Origin of the sequence: Corynebacterium alimapuense (assembly GCF_003716585.1) — a bacterium.
Classification (GTDB): Bacteria; Actinomycetota; Actinomycetes; order Mycobacteriales; family Mycobacteriaceae; genus Corynebacterium; species Corynebacterium alimapuense.
Genome location: NZ_PTJO01000004.1, coordinates 323,049 through 345,930, shown reverse-complemented (window position 1 = coordinate 345,930; position 22,882 = coordinate 323,049). Strand labels below are relative to the sequence as shown.

Annotated in this window: 17 protein-coding genes and 1 tRNA gene; 8 read left to right on the top strand and 10 right to left on the bottom strand. The window is 57.9% G+C overall.

The window, feature by feature from the left end; all coding sequences use genetic code 11:
* The first annotated feature begins 2 nt into the window (after window positions 1-2).
* On the top strand, window positions 3-704 hold the full coding sequence (locus C5L39_RS06880; protein WP_123048134.1) for a lysoplasmalogenase family protein: 702 nt from the start codon (window positions 3-5) through the stop codon (window positions 702-704).
* On the opposite strand, the gene C5L39_RS06875 is transcribed toward C5L39_RS06880, so the two are convergent.
* Window positions 705-2,231 carry an adenylate/guanylate cyclase domain-containing protein gene (locus C5L39_RS06875; RefSeq protein ID WP_123048133.1) on the bottom strand — a complete coding sequence of 509 codons (1,527 nt, stop codon included), beginning with the start codon at window positions 2,229-2,231 and terminating at the stop codon, window positions 705-707.
* A gap of 70 nt (window positions 2,232-2,301) precedes the next feature.
* On the opposite strand from C5L39_RS06875, the gene C5L39_RS06870 reads away from it, so the two are divergent.
* Together C5L39_RS06870 and C5L39_RS06865 are read left to right on the top strand one after the other, a co-directional pair.
* Entirely contained in the window at window positions 2,302-3,537 is a 1,236-nt protein-coding gene (locus tag C5L39_RS06870; protein ID WP_245974923.1) for a DNA polymerase III subunit delta', read from the top strand.
* A gap of 68 nt (window positions 3,538-3,605) precedes the next feature.
* A tRNA-Thr gene (locus C5L39_RS06865) sits at window positions 3,606-3,678 on the top strand.
* Window positions 3,679-3,769: 91 nt separating this feature from the next.
* On the opposite strand, the gene C5L39_RS06860 is transcribed toward C5L39_RS06865, so the two are convergent.
* A complete protein-coding gene (locus tag C5L39_RS06860; RefSeq protein ID WP_123048131.1) occupies window positions 3,770-5,401 on the bottom strand; it encodes an AMP-binding protein in 1,632 nt (543 codons plus the stop codon).
* Between the two features lie 294 nt (window positions 5,402-5,695).
* On the opposite strand from C5L39_RS06860, the gene C5L39_RS06855 reads away from it, so the two are divergent.
* The 3 genes from C5L39_RS06855 (at window position 5,696) to C5L39_RS06845 (ending at window position 8,458) form a co-directional block, all read left to right on the top strand.
* Entirely contained in the window at window positions 5,696-6,625 is a 930-nt protein-coding gene (locus C5L39_RS06855; protein WP_123048130.1) for a GDSL-type esterase/lipase family protein, read from the top strand.
* Window positions 6,626-6,722: 97 nt separating this feature from the next.
* Window positions 6,723-7,829, top strand: a complete 1,107-nt coding sequence (locus C5L39_RS06850; protein ID WP_123048129.1) for an S-(hydroxymethyl)mycothiol dehydrogenase — start codon at window positions 6,723-6,725, stop codon at window positions 7,827-7,829.
* Window positions 7,829-8,458: an MBL fold metallo-hydrolase gene (locus C5L39_RS06845; protein WP_123048128.1), complete on the top strand. Its 630-nt coding sequence runs from the start codon at window positions 7,829-7,831 to the stop codon at window positions 8,456-8,458. The genes C5L39_RS06850 and C5L39_RS06845 overlap by 1 nt, the downstream gene beginning before the upstream one ends.
* 32 nt (window positions 8,459-8,490) lie before the next feature.
* On the opposite strand, the gene rfbA is transcribed toward C5L39_RS06845, so the two are convergent.
* The 7 genes from rfbA to C5L39_RS06810 form a co-directional block, all read right to left on the bottom strand.
* Complete coding sequence (rfbA, locus tag C5L39_RS06840; protein ID WP_123048127.1) at window positions 8,491-9,357, bottom strand: glucose-1-phosphate thymidylyltransferase RfbA; 867 nt, start codon at window positions 9,355-9,357, stop codon at window positions 8,491-8,493.
* Window positions 9,354-10,694 (bottom strand): dTDP-4-dehydrorhamnose reductase, encoded by a 1,341-nt coding sequence (rfbD, locus tag C5L39_RS06835; RefSeq protein ID WP_123048126.1) that lies wholly within the window; start codon window positions 10,692-10,694, stop codon window positions 9,354-9,356. The genes rfbA and rfbD overlap by 4 nt, the downstream gene beginning before the upstream one ends.
* Complete coding sequence (gene rfbB / locus C5L39_RS06830; RefSeq protein ID WP_123048125.1) at window positions 10,695-11,696, bottom strand: dTDP-glucose 4,6-dehydratase; 1,002 nt, start codon at window positions 11,694-11,696, stop codon at window positions 10,695-10,697. It abuts the gene before it with no gap.
* Between the two features lie 9 nt (window positions 11,697-11,705).
* Window positions 11,706-12,947, bottom strand: a complete 1,242-nt coding sequence (locus C5L39_RS06825; RefSeq protein WP_123048124.1) for a polysaccharide biosynthesis protein — start codon at window positions 12,945-12,947, stop codon at window positions 11,706-11,708.
* An 8-nt stretch (window positions 12,948-12,955) separates the two neighbouring features.
* Window positions 12,956-14,326, bottom strand: coding sequence for a M1 family metallopeptidase (locus C5L39_RS06820; protein ID WP_123048123.1), 1,371 nt, complete (start codon window positions 14,324-14,326; stop codon window positions 12,956-12,958).
* 13 nt (window positions 14,327-14,339) lie between these two features.
* On the bottom strand, window positions 14,340-16,358 hold the full coding sequence (locus tag C5L39_RS06815) for a prolyl oligopeptidase family serine peptidase (protein ID WP_123048122.1): 2,019 nt from the start codon (window positions 16,356-16,358) through the stop codon (window positions 14,340-14,342).
* Between the two features lie 96 nt (window positions 16,359-16,454).
* Window positions 16,455-17,552 (bottom strand): alpha/beta hydrolase, encoded by a 1,098-nt coding sequence (locus C5L39_RS06810; protein WP_123048121.1) that lies wholly within the window; start codon window positions 17,550-17,552, stop codon window positions 16,455-16,457.
* An 868-nt stretch (window positions 17,553-18,420) separates the two neighbouring features.
* Here C5L39_RS06810 and lpdA point away from each other — a divergent pair.
* On the top strand, window positions 18,421-19,830 hold the full coding sequence (lpdA, locus tag C5L39_RS06805; RefSeq protein WP_197714726.1) for a dihydrolipoyl dehydrogenase: 1,410 nt from the start codon (window positions 18,421-18,423) through the stop codon (window positions 19,828-19,830).
* A 110-nt stretch (window positions 19,831-19,940) separates the two neighbouring features.
* Window positions 19,941-21,068 carry a hypothetical protein gene (locus C5L39_RS06800; protein WP_126268742.1) on the top strand — a complete coding sequence of 376 codons (1,128 nt, stop codon included), beginning with the start codon at window positions 19,941-19,943 and terminating at the stop codon, window positions 21,066-21,068.
* On the opposite strand, the gene ramB is transcribed toward C5L39_RS06800, so the two are convergent.
* Window positions 21,065-22,495: an acetate metabolism transcriptional regulator RamB gene (gene ramB, locus C5L39_RS06795; protein WP_123048118.1), complete on the bottom strand. Its 1,431-nt coding sequence runs from the start codon at window positions 22,493-22,495 to the stop codon at window positions 21,065-21,067. The two genes, C5L39_RS06800 and ramB, sit on opposite strands and share 4 nt — an antisense overlap.
* Between the last annotated feature and the right edge of the window lie 387 nt (window positions 22,496-22,882).

The following is a 22,882-nucleotide window of genomic DNA, read 5'->3' as shown; positions in this document are numbered from 1 at the left end:
CTATGAATGAGATCCTCATCCGCACTCGCGAGGGCGCAGACGCCCTGCTATCCGCTATCTCTCAGGGAACTAAGGAGCCAGAACGCTTGGCTTATTTTGGTGTTGCCGATGTGAGCGCGTGGTCTCGCCTGTTTGGTTGGCGCACAATCCGGGCGGTGAGCAGCCCGATGATGCTGCCGTTCCTGGCTGGTGGCAGCCTCCGTACTGGGCTGCAGCCGGTACTCCTGGCAGGTCTGGCGGGAGGCACGGTCGGCGAGCTGGCCAAACTCCGTGCCCCTGAGACCACCCCGATCGCAGGAATGTGCGGCGTGGCTCTCAACCACGCCGCCTATTCCTTCTTGCTGGTGGATAAGGGAGCACGGCCGAGTCGAGTTGGTGCCGGACTACGTGCGGCCACCTGGCTTGCTGGCATCGGCTTTGCTGCCAGCCGCAAGAAGTCCTTGGTGGCTCCGGTAGTGATTGCTGGAGCGGTGGCCGCGACTACTTCTGCGCTGGCAGCCGATCCGGCTCTGCGCGAAGAATCGGTGCCAGCTCAGGGCCTGGCGCACGGAGCCAATCTGCTGTTGGTCTCAGAGGGTGCGACATTGCTGCGCGAAACCGTCCTTATCGGTGACAACACGTGGTGTCGGCTCATCGACGCAGGAATCACCACCACCGCAGCTATCGGGCACCTACTGCTGGTAGACGGGCTCACTCGCGAATAGCTAGGAGCGGTCGGCCATCGTCGCCCGAATCGGGCGGGCCAATTGGGTCATCTCGCGGCGTCCACGCAGCTCGACGGACTTCATGACTGTCCACCTGGCTTGCTCAGCCTCGTTGGCGCTGCGCAAGGTTGCGGCGTTGGTGAGCACTCGGCCAGGGGTGTCCTTGGCTAACTCGGTCAGGCGGGCAGCGGAGTTCACCGCATCGCCGATGACGGTGTATTCGAAGCGATCGTGGCCGCCGATATGGCCTGCGACCACGTGGCCGGCTGCGACACCGATGCCAGCCTGTAGCTCCAGGTTCCTGAGCTCGTGTCGAAGCTCGCGGGCAGCAGTCAGTGCGTGCGAGGTGGCATCAGGCAGCGGCAGCGGGGCGCCAAAGACGGCGAGCGCCGCGTCACCCTGGAACTTGTTGATGATGCCCTTGTTGCGGTGGACAACCTCGACCACATGCTCGAAGAACTTATTGAGTTCTTCGACGACTTCCTCGGGGGAGTGGTTGACCGCGAAGGTAGTGGAACCGATGACGTCGATAAACAGCACGGCGACCTTGCGATCTTCGCCGCCCAAGGTCGGGCGTTCTTCTAGCGCACGTTTAGCCACCTCAGCACCGACATAGCGGCCGAAAATATCGCGGACGCGTTGACGTTCTTTCAGCCCACGCATCATTTCGTTGAAACCGGCCTGCAGAACGCCAATCTCGGAGCCATCGTAGATATCGACCTCGGCGTCAGTATCTCCGCGACGAACTCGGTTGATCGCCTCTTGGAGCTCCAAGATCGGATCGACGACGCTCATAATGGCGAAGGTCGTGCCCAAGAACCCTGTGACCATCGCGGTGAGCGACAGAGCGATGATTCCGGGGATGATCTCGCTGGCATCATCCATGAAAAATCCCTGTAGCTGGCCTAGATCCAGCAACAAGATACCTAGTAGCGGCACCGCGGTGGTCATCGCCCACGTCAGACGCAGTCGTTGGGTGATGGGAGGCTCCAAGGTGGAGTCTTCGAAGCGCCTGGCCAATGCGGAGGCCGCTAGTGGGCGCACCAAACGTTCGGCTTCCAGATAGGTCAACAAGACCACCACCATGCAAGCCAAGGACGTGGCTATGCCGATGGTCAATGCCATCGTCCAACTTGACGACGCCGCCACTACAACCGCAATCACGATGCCGATAGCCCACACCACGGTGCATACCGCTGCTTGGTAGACCGGCATGCGCATAACCAGGTTGCGCACCATATTGGGATCGTGTTGTTCCGGGTGACGTTGCCAGTCCAGCACCGGGCGGAACAACAAGAGCGTGGCGGCGATACCCACGATCACAGCGAAAGCCAGGTAGGTCAGCCCGATGACCTGGAGATGCGGGATATCAGTGGTGAAGCTCCTGATCTCCGGCATGGGGATGAGGAAGCGGATGAACAACATAATCGCCACTGCACCAAGGACATTCGAGGCCAGCACGATGGTGGCATAGAGCGGCCAGGATGTCCCCCACAACCACTTCAATGCCCGCAACAGTCGACTCATGGTTTCTTACTCTAACCTCCTTACCCTCCTCTGCGGGCACTGCTGGGATGAGGTCAATAAGGTGGGGTGGGTGAATACTTCTCCTGTTTCGGTTGCCGACCGCCTTGCCGACGCCCCCGCCGTCCGCGAGACTATCCTCGCAGCGGCCAGCGCAGCCCGGGAAAAGGCCCAGGCAAAGGCCCGTGGAGAGACGCTAGAAATGGGTCATTCGATGTCCCATGCCTGGGTGATCACCGGCCCGCCAGGATCCGGCCGCTCTATTGCCGCGATGGCCTTCGCTGCGGCCTTGGTATGCACCGATCCCGTAGAAACTGGGTGTGGGCGCTGTCAGTCTTGCCAGGATGTGTTTGCCGATGCCCACACTGACGTGGTCCACATCGTGCCCACTGAGCTATCCATTGGTATCGAATCCATGCAGACGGTTCGGAAGGAAGCTGCCAAGCTGCCGACGATTTCTCCGTGGCGAATTATCATCATCGAAGACGCTGACCGGCTTACTGCTGACGCAGCAAACTCACTACTCAAAACTGTCGAGGAGCCACCGGAGCACACCGTCATCATGATGTGTACTCCCTCCATCGACCCGGAGGATTTCTCACCGACGCTGCGTTCGCGGTGCCGCCACCTCTTTATCCCTTCCCCTTCCACCGGAGAGATCGTTCGGATCCTGACTACCGAGCAATCAGTTTCTCGGGAGGACGCACAACTAGCTGCAGTGGCCTCTTTGCATCATGTGGGCCGGGCCAGACGCTTGCTCAGCGATCCCGAGAACCAGAAGCGCCGAGCTGCCATTTTGCACCTTGCCGAATTGGTCTTTCACCGCGATGAAGTATTCAAAGCATCGTTGGTGTTTGTCCGTGGTGTCGAAAAACAGATCAAGTCGCAAGCAGAAGAGAAAAACGCTGATGAGCTGGCAACGCTGGAGCAATCCCTGGGCAAAGGGGGACGGGGAAAAGGTACCCAGAAGGTGATGGAAGGTGGAGGTGGGGCGTTTAAGGAATTAGCGGAGAAGCAGAAAAAGCGCACTACCCGCAGTATTCGCGACACCCTCGATCTGGCCTTGGTCGATCTGACTGGCATCTACCGGGATGCCGTGATGGCGCAATCACATGCCCAGGTGCAGCTCACCCACCCCGACTTTGAGGGTCTTTCTCGAGACCTGGCAGCCCAGGTCACTGGAGCTGGGCTGGTGGAGTGCCTAGATGCCGTGGCCCAGTGCCGGGAGCGAATCAATCTGAACGTCACACCAGTCATCGCCTTCGACGGCATGTTCGGCCGCATCCGATTAGCCTGTGGGGTCTCCTGAGCAGTGATTTTTACCCTCTCCGGAGGTGCGCTAAGCTAGTTCCTCGGTACCTTTGATCGGTATCAAACGCCGCCTTAGCTCAGTCGGTAGAGCGTCTCACTCGTAATGAGAAGGTCGCGAGTTCGATTCTCGCAGGCGGCTCTCCACCACAAGATCCCCCTCACCTGGAAAAATAGGTGAGGGGGATCGTTGTTTTGGCAGGTAGTGGGTGGCACTGACCTAGTGCCAGTTTCTAGTCCCCGCCCGGCAGCATCCGGGGGACAACCTTTCCGGTGGCATTGCGCGGCAGTTCCTCGATGAAATGGACATCTCGGGGGATGGAATGCTCCGCCAAATGCTGGCGGACGAAGTCCTGGATGAGCTCTGCCGTTAAGCCAGCACCTGTTGGGTTGTCCTCGCGGACCACCCAAACGGCGATGCGATGGAAGGCATCGGGATCATCGACGCCGATGGCGAAGGCGTCGGCAAGCCCTGGCATCTGGTCGAGGATGGCCGTTACCGAGAGCGGATGAACATTCTCCCCGCCGACGATAATCATGTCGTCTACGCGACCGAGTACTCGGAGATAGCCCTGTTCGTCGAGGTAACCGAGATCGCCCATCTCTACTAGGCCCTGCGCCCGAGTGATCGGGATATCTGGGTTGGTGTAGCCCGTCAGCGTGGTGGAGTTGCGCAGGAAGATCCGGCCTGGGACACCGGTTGCTACCTCGTGGCCGCGTTCGTCGAGAATTTTTAGTTCAGTTCCCAAGGCCACTTGGCCGGAGACGGTGGGATCTGCCGCTAGATCCTGCATGGAGGCCACCGAAGCGAGGGTGAGCTCGGTGCTTCCGTAGACATTGCACAGGATGGGGCCAAAACGCTCGTGCATGGCAGCGATCAAAGTGGGGCTAATCGCATTGCCGGAGGAAAGGATGAACTCCAAGCTGGAGGTGTCGAAATCCTGGTGTTCGGGAACTTCTAACAGCTGCTTGAGGAAGATCGGCGAGGAAATCATCGCCTGGAGGTGATGGGTGTCAATGTCTTCGAGTACCTGGGCGGGATCGAATATTCGGTGGGTGACCACTGTGCCCCGGGCAGCTAGCGCGATATTGAGCATTCCCCAACCCCAGGTGTGGAAGATCGAGGCGGTCAGTTGGATACTCATATCCGAATGCCACGGGATCTTTTGCAAGATCCCGGCCAGAACGAGCGGCAATCGTGGTTCAGGACGGACAACCCCCTTGGGGATTCCGGTGGTGCCAGAGGACATCAAGACGATGGGGCCATGCTGGGGAAAGCGCGGCAAAGCGGTCTCGGCAGTCTTATCCGGATGTGAGACGATCTCGTTGAGCGTCACCTCCCCAGAGTGGGGGCCAGTGAGATGACCGAGAATGACCTGGAGTCCGGCGCGATCTGCAGGTAGTCGCTCGAGGAACTCATCGTCGATGACTAAGACGTTGATGGCGTTCTCGGCGATCACCCCGGCGAGTTGCTCTGGAGAAGAACCGATATTGAGCAAAAAGACGGTGGCCCCGGCATAACCTTTGGCCGTCAATGGGCAGACGATGCCACGACCATTGCGGGCCATGATGCCTAATCGGATCTCGCCGAGATTGAGTGCGATCAGGTATCGAGCGAGTGTTTGAGACTCTTCCCGCAGCTGGCGGTAAGTCAGCTGTCCGTCATCGTCGATCAGCGCAATCCGGTGGGGCACCGACAGATGACCCTGTTCAACTTCGCGAGCGGTAGTGAACCAATAGCGAGCCAGATTGATAGGCATTCCGAAGGTAGCGGAGAGGCCGTCGCCAAAGTGGAGGATGCGGGAATGGACCAGCGCCGGGATGAACTTAGTGATGGCCTTGGCGGTGAAAGCCGTCTGTTTCATACGGGCGGTGATGTTCAAGAAGGCTCCTTATATCCGCCAGATGTTAGTCCAGCCGGAGTGGTGGAATAGCAAAGGTTATTTTCCTGAGAAAAGTATAGCGACTGCTCGAGCGCTGGCGGTGGGAAAAGTCCATGTTTCCCGGCTGGCTTCTGAGCCTCGGCGCGCTGTGGGAAATAACGGTCCGGGTAGGAATTGCAGGTTAGAGTTTCTCTTAAGACCCAGCAGTGCGCTACCTGCAATATTCGGCCGGGCGGCCTGTCCGGTGGGAAAACATCTAAAGCTGAGGATTAACTAATGTCCCTGAACAGACTTCTTTCCCGCGCCGGGGCTTCGCTAGCTGCCGCAATGCTAGCGCTGTCGGGCATCCCGGCGGCCACCGCTGTCGGCTCGGCGCCAGTTTCTGGCGAGGAGGGGACAATGGTTATCTTCGGTGACTCGGTATCTGCGGATCCACCCTTGGGCATTTATCTGGCTGACAAGCTCAGCTCGCAGGCGGTGGCTGAGACGGTGGCACCGCTGAGCTCTCAAGAAGGTATCGGAGTCGGCTCAGTGGGTGTTTCTGCTGGCACTTTGGAGGGGCATTGCCCAAGCTCGCTCAACAGCTATGGCATTCGTACCGCGGAGGCGTTGGGGTTGGAAGCAGTGGATTTCTCCTGCAACGGGGCCTCGGTGCTTGCTAAAGAATCAGCCTCGGGCGACAACGATATGCTCGTCGACCAAGTTGATGAGGCACTGGCCGAGGGCACATTGGATTCCAATACCGAGCGAATCTTGATTACCATGGGGCTCAATGACACCTACTCCCAGTCCGAGCTGCCGGAAGAAGAAGTCAAAGAGCTCTTTGTGGCTGCCGCCAGCGAGCAGGTAAGCCGTATTCAGGAGCAAGCCCCGCAGGCGCGGATACAGATCGTTGGCTATGCCAGCATCACCGATGGTGAATATGTCTGTCTCGTCCACGGCCCAGGTGTAGATGCTCGGGTAGCTATCCCTCAGGTGGGTGCCTGGGAGTCGATGGCCCAGGATATGCAACAGCGACTGGCAACAACCACGGGAACTGAGTTTGTCGATCTCAAGCCTTCAACGGCTAATGCTCATCTTTGTTCGCCGGATGATCAGCGGATGTGGACCAGTATTTCCGATGCTAGTAGTGGCCGTTCTCATCAGCCGGTACACCTCAACCAGCGAGGTCACGAACATGTTGCCGAGGTGCTCATCGCCAGCTGAGCTGTGAATTGAGAGATTGTCCCCACGGAGCCTATAAATCGGTAGGATAGTATTCGGCAGTATCTATCAATCGACAGAAAATCTCGAGGAGCAACACGTGAGCACCATCGTTACTGGCGTGATCGCCCGAACCAAAGGCGCAGAAGTAGAGCAAACCGAGATCGTCATTCCGGACCCGGGGCCCAATGATGTCATCGTCAACATCCAATCCTGCGGCGTGTGCCACACCGACTTGGCTTACCGAGACGGCGATATTTCCGATGAGTTCCCCTTCCTGCTCGGCCATGAAGCGGCCGGACTGGTGGAGACCATTGGCGAAGATGTCACCCACGTTGAGGTCGGGGATTTCGTCATCCTCAACTGGCGTGCAGTGTGTGGCGAGTGCCGGGCCTGCCGCAAGGGCGAGCCGAAGTACTGCTTCGATACCCACAATGCTTCAAAGAAGATGACCCTGACTGATGGCACCGAGTTGACCCCCGCTCTTGGCCTAGGCGCCTTCGCGGAGAAAAGCTTGGTTCACGAAGGCCAGTGCACCAAGGTGGACCCGGCAGAAGACCCAGCCGCAGCAGGACTATTGGGCTGCGGGATCATGGCTGGACTGGGCGCCGCTGTGAATACTGCAGAAATCTCTCGCGGTGAATCCGTGGCCGTGTTTGGCCTGGGTGGCGTGGGCATCGCTGCAGTGGCTGGTGCGAAGCTGGCTGGTGCCAGCACCATCATTGCCGTTGATATTGACCCGCGAAAGCTCGAGCTGGCCCGAGAATTCGGTGCTACCCACACCATTGATTCCTCCCAACTAGCTGGACAAGGCGAGGACTCCGAGGTGGTGGCCAAGGTTCGCGAGATCACCGGCGGCTTCGGCACGGATGTCTCCATTGACGCGGTAGGCATCATGCCGACCTGGCAGCAGGCGTTCTACTCGCGCGATCATGCCGGGCGCATGGTCATGGTCGGAGTCCCGAACCTGACCTCCAAGATCGAGATCCCTGCCATTGATTTTTATGGCCGTGGCGGTTCCTTGCGCCCGGCTTGGTACGGCGACTGCTTGCCTGAGCGAGATTTCCCCACCTACGTTGACTTGCATATGCAGGGCCGTTTCCCGCTGGATAAGTTCGTCTCCGAGCGCATTGGCCTCGATGAGGTTGAGCAGGGCTTTGCCACCATGAAAGCCGGGGAAGTGCTGCGTTCGGTGGTGATGTTCTGATGAGCGGATTGCGCATCGACCATGTTGAAACCTCCGGCACCTTTGCCCTTGATGGCGGGGAGTGGGCGGTAGATAACAATATCTGGATCGTCGGTGATTCCGACGAGGTCTACGTCATTGACGCCGCGCATGATGCCGCACCGATCATCGAAAAGGTGGCTGGGCGCAAGGTGAAAGGCATCATTTGTACCCACGGGCACAATGATCACATCACTGTTGCTCCGGAGCTATCCGAGAAGCTCGACGCCCCAATCCTGCTGCATCCAGGCGATGGCATGTTGTGGCGAGAGACTCACCCTGGCCTAGCACCGGAAGAACTGGCTGATGGACAGGTCTTTAAGATCGCCGGTACCGAGCTGCAGGTGCTCAATACCCCGGGCCATTCGCCTGGTTCTTGCTGCCTCTATGCACCTGAGGCAGGGGAGCTATTCTCCGGCGACACCCTGTTCCAAGGTGGTCCAGGAGCAACGGGGCGGTCCTACTCATCCTTCGATACCATCATCGCTTCTCTGCAGCGCTCTATTTTAGAGCTGCCAGCCGAGACGATTGTGCGTACCGGACACGGGGATCACACCACCGTAGGCGCGGAGGCTCCTCACCTAGAGGAATGGATCCGCCGAGGCCACTGATAGTGGCGATGCGGGCTGCCGGCGCGGGGTGATCAACGGTCGTTGATGACTCCGAGCAGGTAGTCGCCGTAACCGGATTTTATCAGCGGCTGGGCCAATTCCTCGAGGCAAGCGGCATCGATGAATCCTTCGCGGTAAGCCGCAACTTCGGGGCTGCCGATGATAGTGCCGGTGCGTTTTTGGATGACTTCAATAAAAGAGGAAGCCTCACTCATCGAATCGAAGGTACCGGTATCTAGCCACACATCCCCACGATGTAGTCGTTGTACCGTGAGCTCACCGAGCGCCAGGTAGGTCTCATTGATCGAGGTAATTTCCAACTCGCCGCGTGTGCTGGGAGTGATGGAATGAGCGATATCGATGACCCGGTTGTCATAGAAGTACAAGCCCACCACTGCGAAGTTTGATTTCGGGGTGGTGGGTTTTTCTTCGATAGACACTGCCTTGAACTCTTCATCGAATTCCACCACGCCGTAGCGCTCAGGGTCGGAGACTTCATAGGCAAACACCGTTCCGCCCTGTGGTTTCCGACAGTCGGCTAAGGTGCCGGAGAATTGATAGCCCTCGAAGATATTGTCGCCGAGTACGAGTGCCACATCGTCTTCGCCGATGAAGTCCTCGCCGATAATAAAGGCCTGTGCCAACCCTTCCGGATGAGGTTGTTCGGCGTAGTCGATCATCACTCCCCATTGGGAGCCATCGCCCAGCAGTCGCCGGAAGGCTGATTGATCCTCCGGTGTGGTGATTATCAGGATCTCCCGAATGCCTGCCTGGATGAGCGTGGACAGTGGGTAGTAGATCATTGGCTTGTCGTAAATTGGCATCAGCTGCTTGCTAATGCCCTTGGTGATCGGGAATAACCGAGTACCGGAGCCGCCGGCGAGAACAATGCCCTTCATGACAGATATAGTGCCAGTCCGACGCGCCAATTTTGTGGGGAAAACCCACTTGCCTCGATCTTGGACAGATCAAGCGTGCTTCTCGACGGTCGCGGGGCGTGCGCAGTGTCCCCGAAGTACTGCTCACTGCTGACTGGGTGAACATTGCTGGGATCGAAACTCAAAGAGCTAAATGTCGCCATAGCTACTTCATCCCAACCGACCTCATCGCCGGAGCCAGTGATGTTGTAGACACCGTAATCGGGGGCCGAATCTAGCAGGTGCTTGATACCTCGGGCTAAGTCCTCGGCGAAGGTCGGACGGCCGCGCTGATCACTAACCACCTGCGGTGTGATCCCCTTGGCCGCGAGGCCAGCCATCGTATCGACGAAGTTCTTTCCCTGGCCCACGACCCAACTGGTGCGCACGAGATAATGCTTGGGAGCAGTCGCCGCTGCCAGTTCCCCGGCTGCTTTGGACGCCCCGTAGGCACCCAGAGGGCAGATCGGAGCGTTTTCAGAATAGGCAGAGTCGGCGGTGCCATCGAAGACATAATCAGTTGAGACCTGGACCAAGGTGAGATTATGTTCAGCAGCGATAGTCGCCAGCTGTGCGGGGCCATGGGCGTTAACAGCCCAGGCTTGGGCGCGGTCATGTTCGGCGGCGTCGACCCCGGTATAGGCGGCGGCGTTGATGATGGCGGAATACTGCCGCCAAGGCCTGGCCGGTGGGTTCGTGATATCGAATTGTTCCCTAGTGCAGAACTCTGCGTTGGGTAGTATTTTGCGCAAAGCTCGGCCTAATTGTCCATCGGCACCAGTGACGAGAATTGTGCGCGCAGCGACCGGGGTGACCTCGCTTAGTGGCGGGTGCTGGCGATCTTTCGCTGAGATCTCGGTCGGGGTTAGCGGCCAGTCGATGAGATCGAGGGAGACATTTTCGTAGTGAGCATCGGGAGACCAATGATCGTTAACCAGGTAGCTATAGGTGGTCGAATCCTCGAGGGCTTGGAAGCCATTAGCCACACCTCGTGGAACAAAAACGGCTTTAGCTGTACTGATGCTGATGTCGTAGGTCTGACCAAAGGTGGGGGAGCCCTCTCTTAGGTCGCACCATCCACCATGTACTTGGCCGGTGGCCACGGATACCAGCTTGTCCCACGGCTCAGCGTGCAGCCCGCGGGTAACACCCTTCTCGGCGTTAAAGGAGATGTTGTTTTGGATGGGCTGGAAGTCCGGCAGGCCAGCTTCGATCATGGCAGCTCGTTGCCAGTTCTCTTTGAACCAGCCGCGGTTATCCCCGTGGACATCTAGTTGGACAACCAGCAGACCCTCAATGGGGGTGTGGTGGATATACATCTACTGGCCTCTTTCCTGATAGCCGGATTCGACCTGTTGTTTTAATGGACGCCACCACTGCTCATGTTCGCGATACCACGCGATTGTCTGAGTTAGACCTGCGCGCATTCCGGTCTCCGTATCGGTATAGCGCGGTGCCCAGCCAAGTTCGCGGCGTAGCTTGGTCGAATCCATGGCATAGCGTTGGTCATGGCCTGGGCGATCCGCTACGTGCTCATAGTCTTCTACACCCATCAGCTCACAGATCAGTTCAATGACCTGACGGTTGTTGACGTGGTCGTTATCAGCACCGATGTTATAGGTTTCCCCCATCCTGCCGTGGTCCAGAATCTGCAGGACCGCCGCATTGTGGTCATCGACGTGGATCCAATCACGTACTTGCTCGCCGGTGCCGTAGAGCTTGGGAAGGCGACCGTCGAGAATATTGGTGATCTGACGGGGGATGAACTTCTCAATATGTTGATAGGGGCCGTAGTTATTGGAGCAATTCGAAATCGTGGCACTGACGCCAAAAGAACGCACCCAAGCGCGCACGAGATGATCGGAGCCAGCCTTGGTCGCCGAATATGGTGAGGAAGGACGGTAGGGGGTTTCTTCAGTGAAGCGCTCTGGGCTGTCGATGGGTAGATCGCCAAAGACCTCATCGGTGGAAATGTGGTGAAGGTGCCGAGCGTGTCGTCTTATTGCTTCAAGCAGGGTGAAAGTACCCACGAGATTGGTATCAACAAACGGCGAGGGATCGCGCAGAGAATTGTCATTATGCGATTCGGCAGCGAAATGAATGACCACATCGGAACGTGAGACCAACTCATCAACCAACGGGCCGTCGCAGATATCACCCTGGACAAACTCCACGTCTAGGCCGCTGAGATTATCGCGGTTTCCAGCGTAGGTGATCTTATCCAACACAATGATGCGGTCTGTCGGATTCTGGCGTGCTGCCAGATGAACGAAATTTGAACCGATGAACCCGGCGCCCCCGGTGACCAGCAGTGTCCTCATAGGCCCCAACTATACGTCCGCGGGCCAGGACTGCTGTGTCTGGTCCTGGGGCACCCGCATCAACGCTCCTAGATGCACTAGGCATCCAATCAAGGGCCCGATGATCAACGAGGCGCATACCGTGGCCGCTAGCGGCCACGGCGCCAACCACAGCACCCCAAAGGTCACTGCAGAGGCGCTCATCCAGCCAAGGACATAGGCGCGGTGCTCTTCGGCTGCCAGGGCGGCTGTACCCGTCACCATCAATGTGCCAGTGCAGGCGGAAGCGAAGGTCAAGATAGCCAGGATACCGCCGGGGACTTGGAGGCCTTCCCGGAAAAAGTTCTCCAGGATCCACGGACCCGACAACCACGCCACACCGCCACCGAGCAGGCCTACACCCAACACTGCAAATACTGGAGCTACTAGCGCGCCAATGAGTCGATCGCGTTGGTTAACAAAACGCACGATCAACGCGGATTGGAAGCGTTGCAAAGGGACCAAGATCGGGGCGCGGGTGAGCGTGACAGCATTGATGATCCCAGCGACTGTCACCACGGTCCCAGCATCAGGTGCGGAGGTGGATTGGACGAACACGGGATAGCCCGTGATCAGTGTCGCGGAGGCGCCAGTGGCCAGCATTGCTGAGCCCACCCGTCGTAGCAACACCTGCTGGTCTACATCCACTGGGGCCAGTAACCGTGAACGGACGGTGGGGGAGGCCGCTAGGATCAGCAGCCAACTGAGGGCGCCGATCACGGTGATCAGCATGAACGCGCTCAGTCCACCGCCCAAGCGCCAAGCCACTAGTGCCAACAAGAGCCGGATTCCAGAATCCAGAGCCACTAGCCAGGCATAGTTTCGCCAGAGCCCCAACCCGGAAAGTATCCCAGAAAGCACCGATTGGAAGGCATAGCTTACGAGACCGAAGATGAAAAAGGCCGTGGCGGTGGACGTATCGGCTTGACCACGAATCAGCGTGGGTAGCCAGAGCACACCGAGCACGCTGGCCCCGACGAGGGCACATCCGGCAACCAGCAGGCCAAGACGCCACGGACGTCCCCCACCGACCCGGCCAGACTGGCGTGAAGCAGCGACTGCCCGGGTGGTTTCCTGCATCAGTCCATCGAGGAATCCGGTGGCGGCGAAAAAGAGGCCCCAATATGCCTGGAAGGCAGCATAACCGTCATTACCTAACGTCCAGGAAGCGACGTAGATGACGATGAAGCCGGCAAGGGCGGCGAACACTGTCGCCAGGCCCAAGGACCTCATCTACCGGCTCATGCCGGAAACGCGGGAAGCTCGCGCTGGTCCAGCCATACAGTCCACAGGGTATCTACCTCGGAGTCGGGGATTCCTAGCTTTCGGCTTTCTTGGAGCACCTCTCGCTTGAGATCTACCAGCTCAACTACCGCGTGGCGTCCGACTGAGATGTAACGATGAAGCATCCGGAAGAAGGCTTCATCGCCAAGCATGGTGCGCAGGGCATGGACGGTAAGAGCGCCACGCTTGTAGACCCGATCATCGAACATGTCGCGGGTTCCAGGATCCGAAAGCAGTAGATCTTGTGGCTTTCGGGCCAGTTCACCATAAAACTCGCGAGCAGACTCCGCGGCGGGAATGTTGTCGGCGTGCTCGAACCACAACCATTCGGAATAACAGGCGAAACCCTCGTTGAGCCAAATATCATTCCACTGGGCCAGCCCCAGCGAGTTGCCAAACCACTGGTGAGAGAGCTCGTGGGCAATGAGGCGCTCCCACGCGTGATCGCCACGGATGTGGTTGGCACCAAAGACGGACAGTCCCTGAGCCTCTAGGGGGATTTCTAGCTCATCTTCGACGACTACCACGGTGTAATCATCGAAGGGATAGGGGCCGAATAGCCTGCTGTAGAGAGCGAGCATGTCGGCTTGTTGAACGAATTCTTCACTGGCTTGAGTCTTGAGCTGGGCTGGGACCCATGCGCGGACGGCGGTACCTGCGGCCTCGCCGAGCTCGAGCTGTTGGTATTCACCGACCTGAACGGTAGCCAGGTAGGTGGCCATCGGATGTTCTACGCGATAATGCCAGGTAGTGCGCGAACCGGAGACCTTTTTTGAAATCAGTGTGCCATTGGCAATGACCGAATACGGACTATCGGCGGTGACCGTAATCTCGTAGCGGGCTTTCTCATCCGGAGTGTCATCGCAGGGAAACCAGCTGGGTGCGCCGCAGGGCTGGGAAGCGACCAACGAGCCGTTTTCCAACTCCTCCCAACCGATCTCTCCCCACGCAGAGCGGATAGGGCGGGGAGTGCCGGAATAGCGGATGGTCAGCGAGAATTCGGAGTCGACCGGGATCTCTTCACGGAACTTCAGCCGGAGCTTTCCGCCAGACTGCCGAAACTTGGAGACCACGATGTTCTGGCCAGCGGTCCCGGACCCAGTCACCTGGGTTACTCGCATACCTGCGGCTAGATCAAGAGTCAGTGAACTCAGGGGAGCCCAGTTGTCTAGTTGAAGGGTGGCCACACTCGTGAGCCGATTCGGGCCCACTCGGTAGTTCAAATCCAAGACATAAGAACGCACGTGGAAGCCCAGATTGAAGTCGACTCCCGTGTATTCATCGCGGTGACCGGGGACGGGGGTTGATCGCAGTCTGTTTCTCGTCATGATTCTCCAGATGTTACCTGTCCTCCTCGACCTGCTGAATTAGCCAGGTATAGATCAACGATTCAACTTCCGCGGTTTGCGCATTATCCGCTGCACCGGCATGGCCACCTTCGGTGTTTTCGGTGTAGTCCACCGGTTGCCCAGCTTCACGCAGCGCCTCTGCGAATAGTCGAGCATGAGCGGGATGCACCCGATCATCACGGGTCGAGGTGGTCACCAGTGCTGGGGGATAGGGGCGTTGTTTCTGATCGACGACATTGTGCAACGGTGACCAGCTTTCCAAGGATGCGCGCTCGGCAGGATCTGCTGGATCGCCATACTCGGCCATCCACGACGCACCTGCTGACCAGGTGTGATAGCGCAGCATGTCGGTGAGCGGGACTTGAATAACGGCTGCTCCGAAAGCCTCCGGGTAGCGGGTGAGCGCTCCTGAGGTCAGCAGCCCACCATTGGATCCGCCCCGAATGCAGATCTGTTCTGCGGTGGCATAACCGCGGGCAACTAGATCTTCGAGCACTGCCTGGTGATCCTCCCAGACCTTGTGCCGGTTAGTTTTGACCACTTGGCTGTGCCAGGAGGGGCCAAATTCTCCGCCGCCGCGCAGATTGGGTTGGACGAAGAAATTGCCGCGTTCGAGCCAAGCAATTCCACGGACTGCGGAAAAACCGGGCTGCAAAGACACCTCGAAGCCGCCGTAGCCGCCGACCAACGTGGGACGTGGACCACGAGAAAAGTCGCCGGTGATGAAATAGGGCAGGTAAGTGCCGTCAGCGGAGCTGACCCAGTGCTGGCGAGTACTTAAACCAGCGGTGTCGAACAAGGCGGGTGCTTGGCGGACCGGCTCCGGCACCAGCGATTCCGCTAGCTCAATCCGATAGAGCGTGGCCGGCTGAGTGAAAGAGGATGTGGCCAGCCATACCTCATCGCCATCGAGCGGACTGGTTGCTACTACCGATGCGGTGACTAACTCAGGCAACTCAATCGCACGAGCCGGGCCAGCTGGATCGGCGAGCTCATGGACCTGGAGGTGGGTGGCGACGTCGTTAAGCAGGGTGAGGATGATGAAGTTGGCGCTAAAGGCCATGCTTTGGAAAGAGACGTGAGCATCTGGAGTGAAGACAGCGCGCAGATCACGATCACCCGCGAGAAAATTATCGAGTTCGATGACTCCAAGGCCACCTGCGGGGATACCTGCGAACTGTTCCCGCGGGGCCACAAAAAGCCACTGTTGATGGATGACAGTCTCGCAATCCTCCGGAACTTCCAACCTCTGAGGGACGGTGTTCGGGGACAACCCAGCGGCCACGGATTGCTGAGAATGATAGAAATCTAGTGCTCGGGAGGTGACAATCCGCTCGAATCCCGGGGTTTTATCTACCCAAGCGCCCACGGCGACATCTTCGTGCTGGCCGGCAGTGTAGAGCTCAGCGTCTGCAATGTTGTGGCCGCGCCGCCACACTCTGACCTGGGCCGGATAACCTGAGGAGGTCAACGCATCACTACCAATATCGGTACCCACCAGCAGCGTATCCCGGTCAATCCAGCTGAGGTCTGATTTGGCTTCGGGAAGCGTAAAGGGATCATCGCTGACGAAACTGCCGGATACGAGATCAAATTCTCGAACCACGACCGCATCTGCGCCGCCGCGAGACAGTCGCACCAATGCTCGGTCATAAGACGGGGTGAGTACGTGGGCGCCCTTCCAGACCCAGTTGACTTCCTCGGCTGCCGCGAGCTTATCGACGTCGAGCAGCACCTCCCACTCCGGCTCCTCTGAAAGGTAGGAATCGAGCGTGCTCCGTCGCCAGAGCCCGCGCTCATGGTCTGCGTCCCGCCAGAAATTGTAGAGATAGTCTCCGCGCCGGCTGACAAAGGCAATCTTGTCGTCGATGTCGAGAGCTGCTCGAATCCGTCCTCGCAGCAGATCCCGCTCAGCATGCTTATCGACGCCGCTAGCAGTCGCTGCCGACCAAGTTCGTGCCCAATCCAGGGCTTTAGGATCGTCGATGGTTTCAAGATAATGGTTGTTCATAATGCCAGGCAGTCTACGCGGGGATGAAAAAAATACGGCACCGACCACACAAGGTGGTTGGTGCCGTTAATCTGCTATTGGCAGGGCTTGCGCAACTTACATGTCGAAACCGCGGGCGAAGGTCGGCCAAGATTCGATCAGGTCATCCTGCCAGTAGCTCCACGAGTGGCTACCGGTCGGACGCAGGTTAAACGTTGCGTCAATTCCCTGAGAGTTGAGCTTTGCCTGGAGATTGTGGGTACACGTGTTGGTAGCAGCCTCAATGACGCCACCCTCAACGATGAGGGTTGCTGCACCAGCGGAAGCAGCAACCGGATCAACGCCCTGCTCGATGTAGTAGCCCGGCATCTCTCGTTCGCCAGCTAGGCCGGTGGCGTTGGAGACGTAGATCTCGGAGCCGCGCAGGCCCTCGGAGAGCACCAAAGCATCGTTGGCGCGGTTGTACTCGCCGCCGACTGGGCCCAGCATCTGGGCTGCGGAAGCGCCACCGCGGTTAACGGTGATGTCAGCCATTGTGTAGGAAGCGAAGTCAGAAGTAGCGGCGCAACCGGAGTAGGAACCGACAGCGTCGTAGAAGCCCGGAGCCTTGCCGGCTAGCAACAAGGAGGAGGTAGCCGACATGGACATGCCAGCGATACCGCGGTAGTTGCTAGCGCTCATCGTGGGTTCGATGGCACCAGGTAGCTCACGCAGCAGGAAGGTCTCCCACATCTGCGGGCCCTGGAGGTAGGGGGTGTCTAGGTTCTGGTCCAACCAGTCAACGTAGTAGGAAAACGCGCCTTGCATCGGGATGACGACGTTGACGTCTTTGTCTGCGTAGGCCTCGAGGGCTTCGCCGGAGGAGATCCAGTCCATGTCCTGCTCTGCGCCACCGGCACCGTTGAGCAAGTAGATGGTGGGGCGGTCCTGCCCGAAGGTGCCATCCGGGGTGATGACGGCCAAGGGGATGTCACGGCCCATAGACGGGGAGTAAGCATTGAGCGCAATGATGCGCTCTTCGGTTGACGCAATCTGGTACCACTCCGGGGAGCTATCGGTGACAGCATCAGTCATCTGGGAGATAGTGGAGAGCTCAACGCCATTATTAATAGCGGTGGCGGAGAGTTCGGAGGCACCGGCGGTCGGGGCGACCAGCATGCCTGCGGCAATGGACGCGGCCGCGATTGGTGCGGCAATGCTGTGAAGAAGCTTCATACGGTTATTTTCCTGGTTCGTAGTCGTTCGTCGCCCTGATGAAAGGGCCCCGGTGGAGAGAAAAACAAATATGACAGGTTAAGAGTCCCTGTCATGTACTCATGGTGCTACATCGTAACGGCTACGGCAGATGTTAACCGAGTACCCCCGAAGGCGCTTAACTTATTCGATATCCATTGAGCTGGCAGCCAGCCCTCAAAGGACTGAATATCCACTAATAATAAAAGTACTGCGCCGGGCTAGGCAGGCTGAGGCCTCAGCAGCGGCTCCGTGGGGCAGCGGGACTCGCATAATGAGTTCTAGTGAGTGCCGTTATGCCTGCCATTAGCTAGATACATCAATTCGGGGGTATGTAAGAAGGGAATCTTCCCCACCGACAGCTTGGGATTCTCAGTGCTAACTCAGCTGTGATGGCGGCCATCAACAGTGATTCAGAGGCATGGGCCGGTTGGAAAAGGTGCTTCGCTTTAGTCAGGAGCTGTGGATCGAGGGTGATTCATCTGTCATAATTCGGAGAGTCTCTCCCGCTGTAACGTTTCTGTCGGGTGCGGCGTTGATAATGACTGATCCGATTGCGCCGTTTTCCCTAGGCCGAAAACCTTCAGAAACTCCAGAGAAAGAAGTCCGCTATGTCTATTATTGAGCAGATTATTGTTGCCGTGAACACCTTCCTTGGCCCGATTGTTCACGCAGGTTCCTCCGCATCTTCGAACACAGCGTTGGCTCTCGGCCTCTTCTGATTTTCACAGGACTTCTACGTCTGGCACCCCGGACCGCTCAGCTTTTGAGTCGGCCGGGGATCTGTTGTTTCTGGGCTCTGGTGTCCTAATCGATGACACCGGGGCCCCCTTTACGTATCCTGGGTGACGTGACTGAACATTATGACGTTGTAATCCTCGGTGCGGGCCCTGGCGGTTACGTCGCTGCCATCCGTGCCGCCCAGCTCGGCAAGAAAGTTGCCGTCATCGAGAAGCAGTATTGGGGTGGTGTTTGCCTCAACGTGGGCTGTATCCCCTCCAAGGCTCTGCTGAAGAACGCGGAGGTTGCGCACACTTTCAATCATGAGGCTAAGACCTTTGGCATCTCCGGAGAGGTGTCCTTTGACTTCGGTGTTGCACACAAGCGCTCCCGCCAGGTCTCGAACGGCATCGTCAAGGGTGTCCACTTCTTGATGAAGAAGAACTCCATCACGGAGGTCGATGGTTTCGGATCCTTCAAGGATGCCAACACCATTGAGGTCACCGACGGCAAGGATGCCGGCAAGACCCTCACCTTCGATAACTGCATCCTGGCTACCGGCTCGGTTGTCCGTTCACTGCCCGGGGTAGAGCTTGGCGGAAATGTCGTCTCCTACGAGGAACAGATCCTCGACAGCGACCTGCCGGATTCTATGGTTATCGTCGGCGCCGGCGCCATCGGCATGGAGTTTGCTTATGTCCTGGCTAACTACGGCGTGGACGTCACTATCGTGGAGTTTATGGACCGAGTCCTGCCGAATGAGGACGCGGATATCTCCAAGGAGATCGCCAAGCAGTACAAGAAACTCGGCGTGAAGCTGCTTACCGGTTACAAGACCACCGGAGTCCGTGACAACGGTGACAGCGTTGAGGTAGACGTTGAGTCCAAGGACGGCAAGAAGACTGACACCCTCACCGTCGACCGTGTGATGATCTCCATCGGTTTCGCCCCGCGCGTTGAGGGCTTCGGCCTAGAAAACACCGGCGTTGAGCTCACCGATCGTGGCGCCATCGCCATCGATGACTACATGCGCACTAACGTCGACCACATCTTCGCTATCGGCGACGTCACTGCGAAGTTGCAGCTTGCTCACGTTGCCGAGGCCCAAGGCGTTGTCGCCGCAGAAGTTATCGCAGGTGCGGAAACCCAGCTGCTGGGTGACTACATGATGCTGCCGCGTGCCACCTTCTGTAATCCTCAGGTCGCCTCCTTCGGCTACACCGAGGCCCAGGCCCGCGAGAAGTTCGCGGACCGGGAAATCAAGGTAGCCGTATTCCCCTTCTCGGCGAACGGCAAGGCTGCAGGACTGGCTGAGACCGCAGGTTTCGTGAAACTGGTGGCGGATGCTGAATTCGGCGAGCTCTTGGGCGGCCACTTGGTTGGCTCCCATGTTTCGGAGCTGCTGCCGGAGTTGACCTTGGCACAACGCTTCGATCTGACCACCGAGGAGATTGGGCGCAATGTCCATACTCACCCGACGCTTTCAGAGGCTATGAAGGAAGCCGCCGAGGGTATCTCGGGGCACATGATCAACTTCTAGGTCTTGGCTGCGATCTGCTCGAGGACTTTCCTCGGACGGATCGCGCCACTGCTTCACCGACCACGGGATCCCTATACGGGTCCCGTGGTTTTCATATTTTCTGAGCTTTGATGACCGACGGAAAACACAGGGGGTCCGCAGTGGAGGTTATTGGCATTCTGGCCGACGAAGGCAAACCGTTGGAAGAAGTCCAAAAAATAGCGTCGCAGTTGCTAGAGGATATCCAGCACGAGACTGAAGAAGATGGCACCCGAAGCACTAAGGGTAAGTATCCGGATATTGGGGAAATAGAGATCAGGGCAGAAACGGTGCCGATGTCTCCGGACGGGGATGTCTTGATCTCCCATTACGCTGGCAGGATCCTCGAAGACCGTGGTTGGGATCGATTGATTTATATCACTGATCTTCCGCTGACTGCGTGGGAACATCCTGTGGTTAGCCAGCGGGCAGTTGAAGATAATGCGATTCTCATCAGTCTCCCCGCACTGGGTGCGTTCCAAGCCACCCGTCGCTTGCGGAAGGAACTGATCAGCCTCATCGAGGATTCTGAGCCGAAGCTGGGAGTCTTTAGAAAAGGTAGCGACCCAGTAGAGAAAGAGGATTCGGCAGAGGCTCCTGACGTTCGCACTCGAATCCTAGAACACCCCGGCAGAAGTCTGCAGATGGTCGCTGGGATGGTGCGAGGAAATCAGCCAGGTCATCTCATTCCAGTTCTATCAAGTTCATTGGCAGCTATTGCCGCCACCGGTGGCTTTGGTATTTTCTATGGCTCCATCTGGACGATGGCCGAAGGGCTTAGCAATCTGAGGTTGCTGCTGATCAGTCTGCTCTCAGTAGTCGCCCTAACCTCTTGGCTGATTGTCCACAATCGGTTGTGGCAGCGAAGAGGAACCCAAGAGACCCGATGGCGAGAGCGAGTGGACAATCTTGCAACGGTCGGCACTATCGGGCTAACGGTGCTCATGATCTATCTGCTGGCACTGCTGGTGATGTTTGTGGCCGCGGGTGTGGTGATTCCGGCTAGCTACCTTGAGACCGAATTGGGCCGCGATATCGGGCTACCAACCTATTTGGCTATCGCTTGGCTCAGCGCTTCGCTGGGCACTATGGCCGGGTCACTCGGCTCCAATTTTGACCGAGACGTGGAGATTCGCAGCGCAACTTACAACCTGCGCGAATATGAACGCCGGATGCGGCAGGGACGCTACACAGACGAGCGATGGCTACCGAAAGGCTAATTATAGGGAGCCACCGAGGAGCGGTGGGCGTCGATGACGATTGTTTCGTGGATCTGAGGGAAGGCTCGCTGGGCGCAGTTTTCTCGAGGGCAGACTCGGCAGCCAGCTCCGATAGGGGTGGCCCCGGAAAGATCACTGAGGTTGAGGCCTTCCGCGTAGACCGTTCGATCAGCATGGCGGGCTTCACAACCAAGTCCGATGGCAAAGAGCTTCCCGGTTTCGCCAAAGCGACCACGATGGTGTCGGACGGTGCGGGCGATCCAGAGATAGTTTCGGCCGTCGGGCATTTGAGCTACTTGACGGAGGATACTTCCAGGGTTGGTAAAAGTCTCGTAGATATTCCACAACGGGCAGGTTCCCCCGGAGTTAGCCAAGTGAAAGCCCGTAGCCGATTGGCGTTTAGACATGTTCCCGGCTCTATCAACACGGACGAAGGTAAAAGGAATGCCTCGGAGATTTGGTCGTTGCAGAGTCGATAGCCGACTAGCCACAGTTTCGTAGCCGACGCCAAAAACTTGGCTGAGGAAGTCAACGTCATAGCCGGAGCGTTCGGCCTCTGCATGAATCGTTCGATAGGGAAGGATCACGGCCGCGGCGAAGTAGCTGGCCAGTCCACGTCGAGCAAGGTTTCTGGATGCTTCGGAGGTGAAATGCTCCTCTGCGACAAGGTCTTCGATCGTTTCATTGGCCTCGAGATAGGCCAGCTCCATGCCCATGCGGAAGGATCGCTGGCCGGAATCAAGGCGACTAGCTAATTGCAAGTGGCCAGTTTCTCGGTCGAAGCTATGCAAAGTTCCATCGAGCTCCGGGGACGTGGTGATTTCGATGCCATGCGATTGGCGCAGTCGTTGAGCCAGGGCAATCTCGGTGCTGCGGATCCCGAAACGCTCCACGCCGAGTTGCTCGGCGATATCCTCGGCTGTCGTGTCGAGGGCTTTGAGATAGTTCTGCCTAGCGTAGAAGAAGTCTCGGACCTCATCGTGGGGCATAGACAGGATCTGCGTGCTGGCGTCGGTAGTGAGGGGGCCGACGAACCTGCGGGTATCGGTGGCGATGGAGAGTTTGTCGCGGACGTTCCGATAACGACGGTGCATGTCCACCATCGTTCGGGCGATAGCGGGATGGTTGTAGACCAGCTCCGAGAGCTCTTGAAGCTCTACCGGGTTGGGGCACAGCTCTTTGTCTAAGACCACGTCTTGGATCTCTGCAAGCAGCCGAGAATCATCATCGCGAGAGAAGAAGGTGGCGTCGACGCCGAAGGCCTCGGTGATGCGCAATAGTACTGGAACTGTTAGCGGGCGGACGTCGTGTTCGATCTGGTTGACGTAGCTGGCGGACAGTCCGAGCGTAGAGGCCAATGAGGCTTGGCTGAGGTCTCGTTCGCGGCGTAGTTGTCGAAGGCGTGAACCCACATAGGTCTTTCCCATGACGACAGCCTAGCGTGACCGGGCTCACTTGAGTGCCATTCTGCTAATTTTGCATGGGGTAGTTGAGAAATTTAGTAAATGTTGCGATCGCATGAGGGTGCACGCTGGAGCTTTATCGAAAGTTTGACACCATACGGGGTGATTTAGTGATATCGGACATTGTTCAGTGACCAACCTCACAAGAGGGGGCTGAGAGTGTTCGTTTCGGGTCTAGCTGGGGCAACCGTCGTGGCAGGCGCTAGTTTTGCCCCAGAGGGATTAGGTAACCCTTCCCTAAAGTTTGTTGCCTTCAGGGCTATTTGGAGGGGGGAACCGGAAAATTGGCTGTCCGAGTAAGTGGTCCAGGCCGGGGGTGTCGCCGTAAAGTATGAGCGACACTGGAGGTGC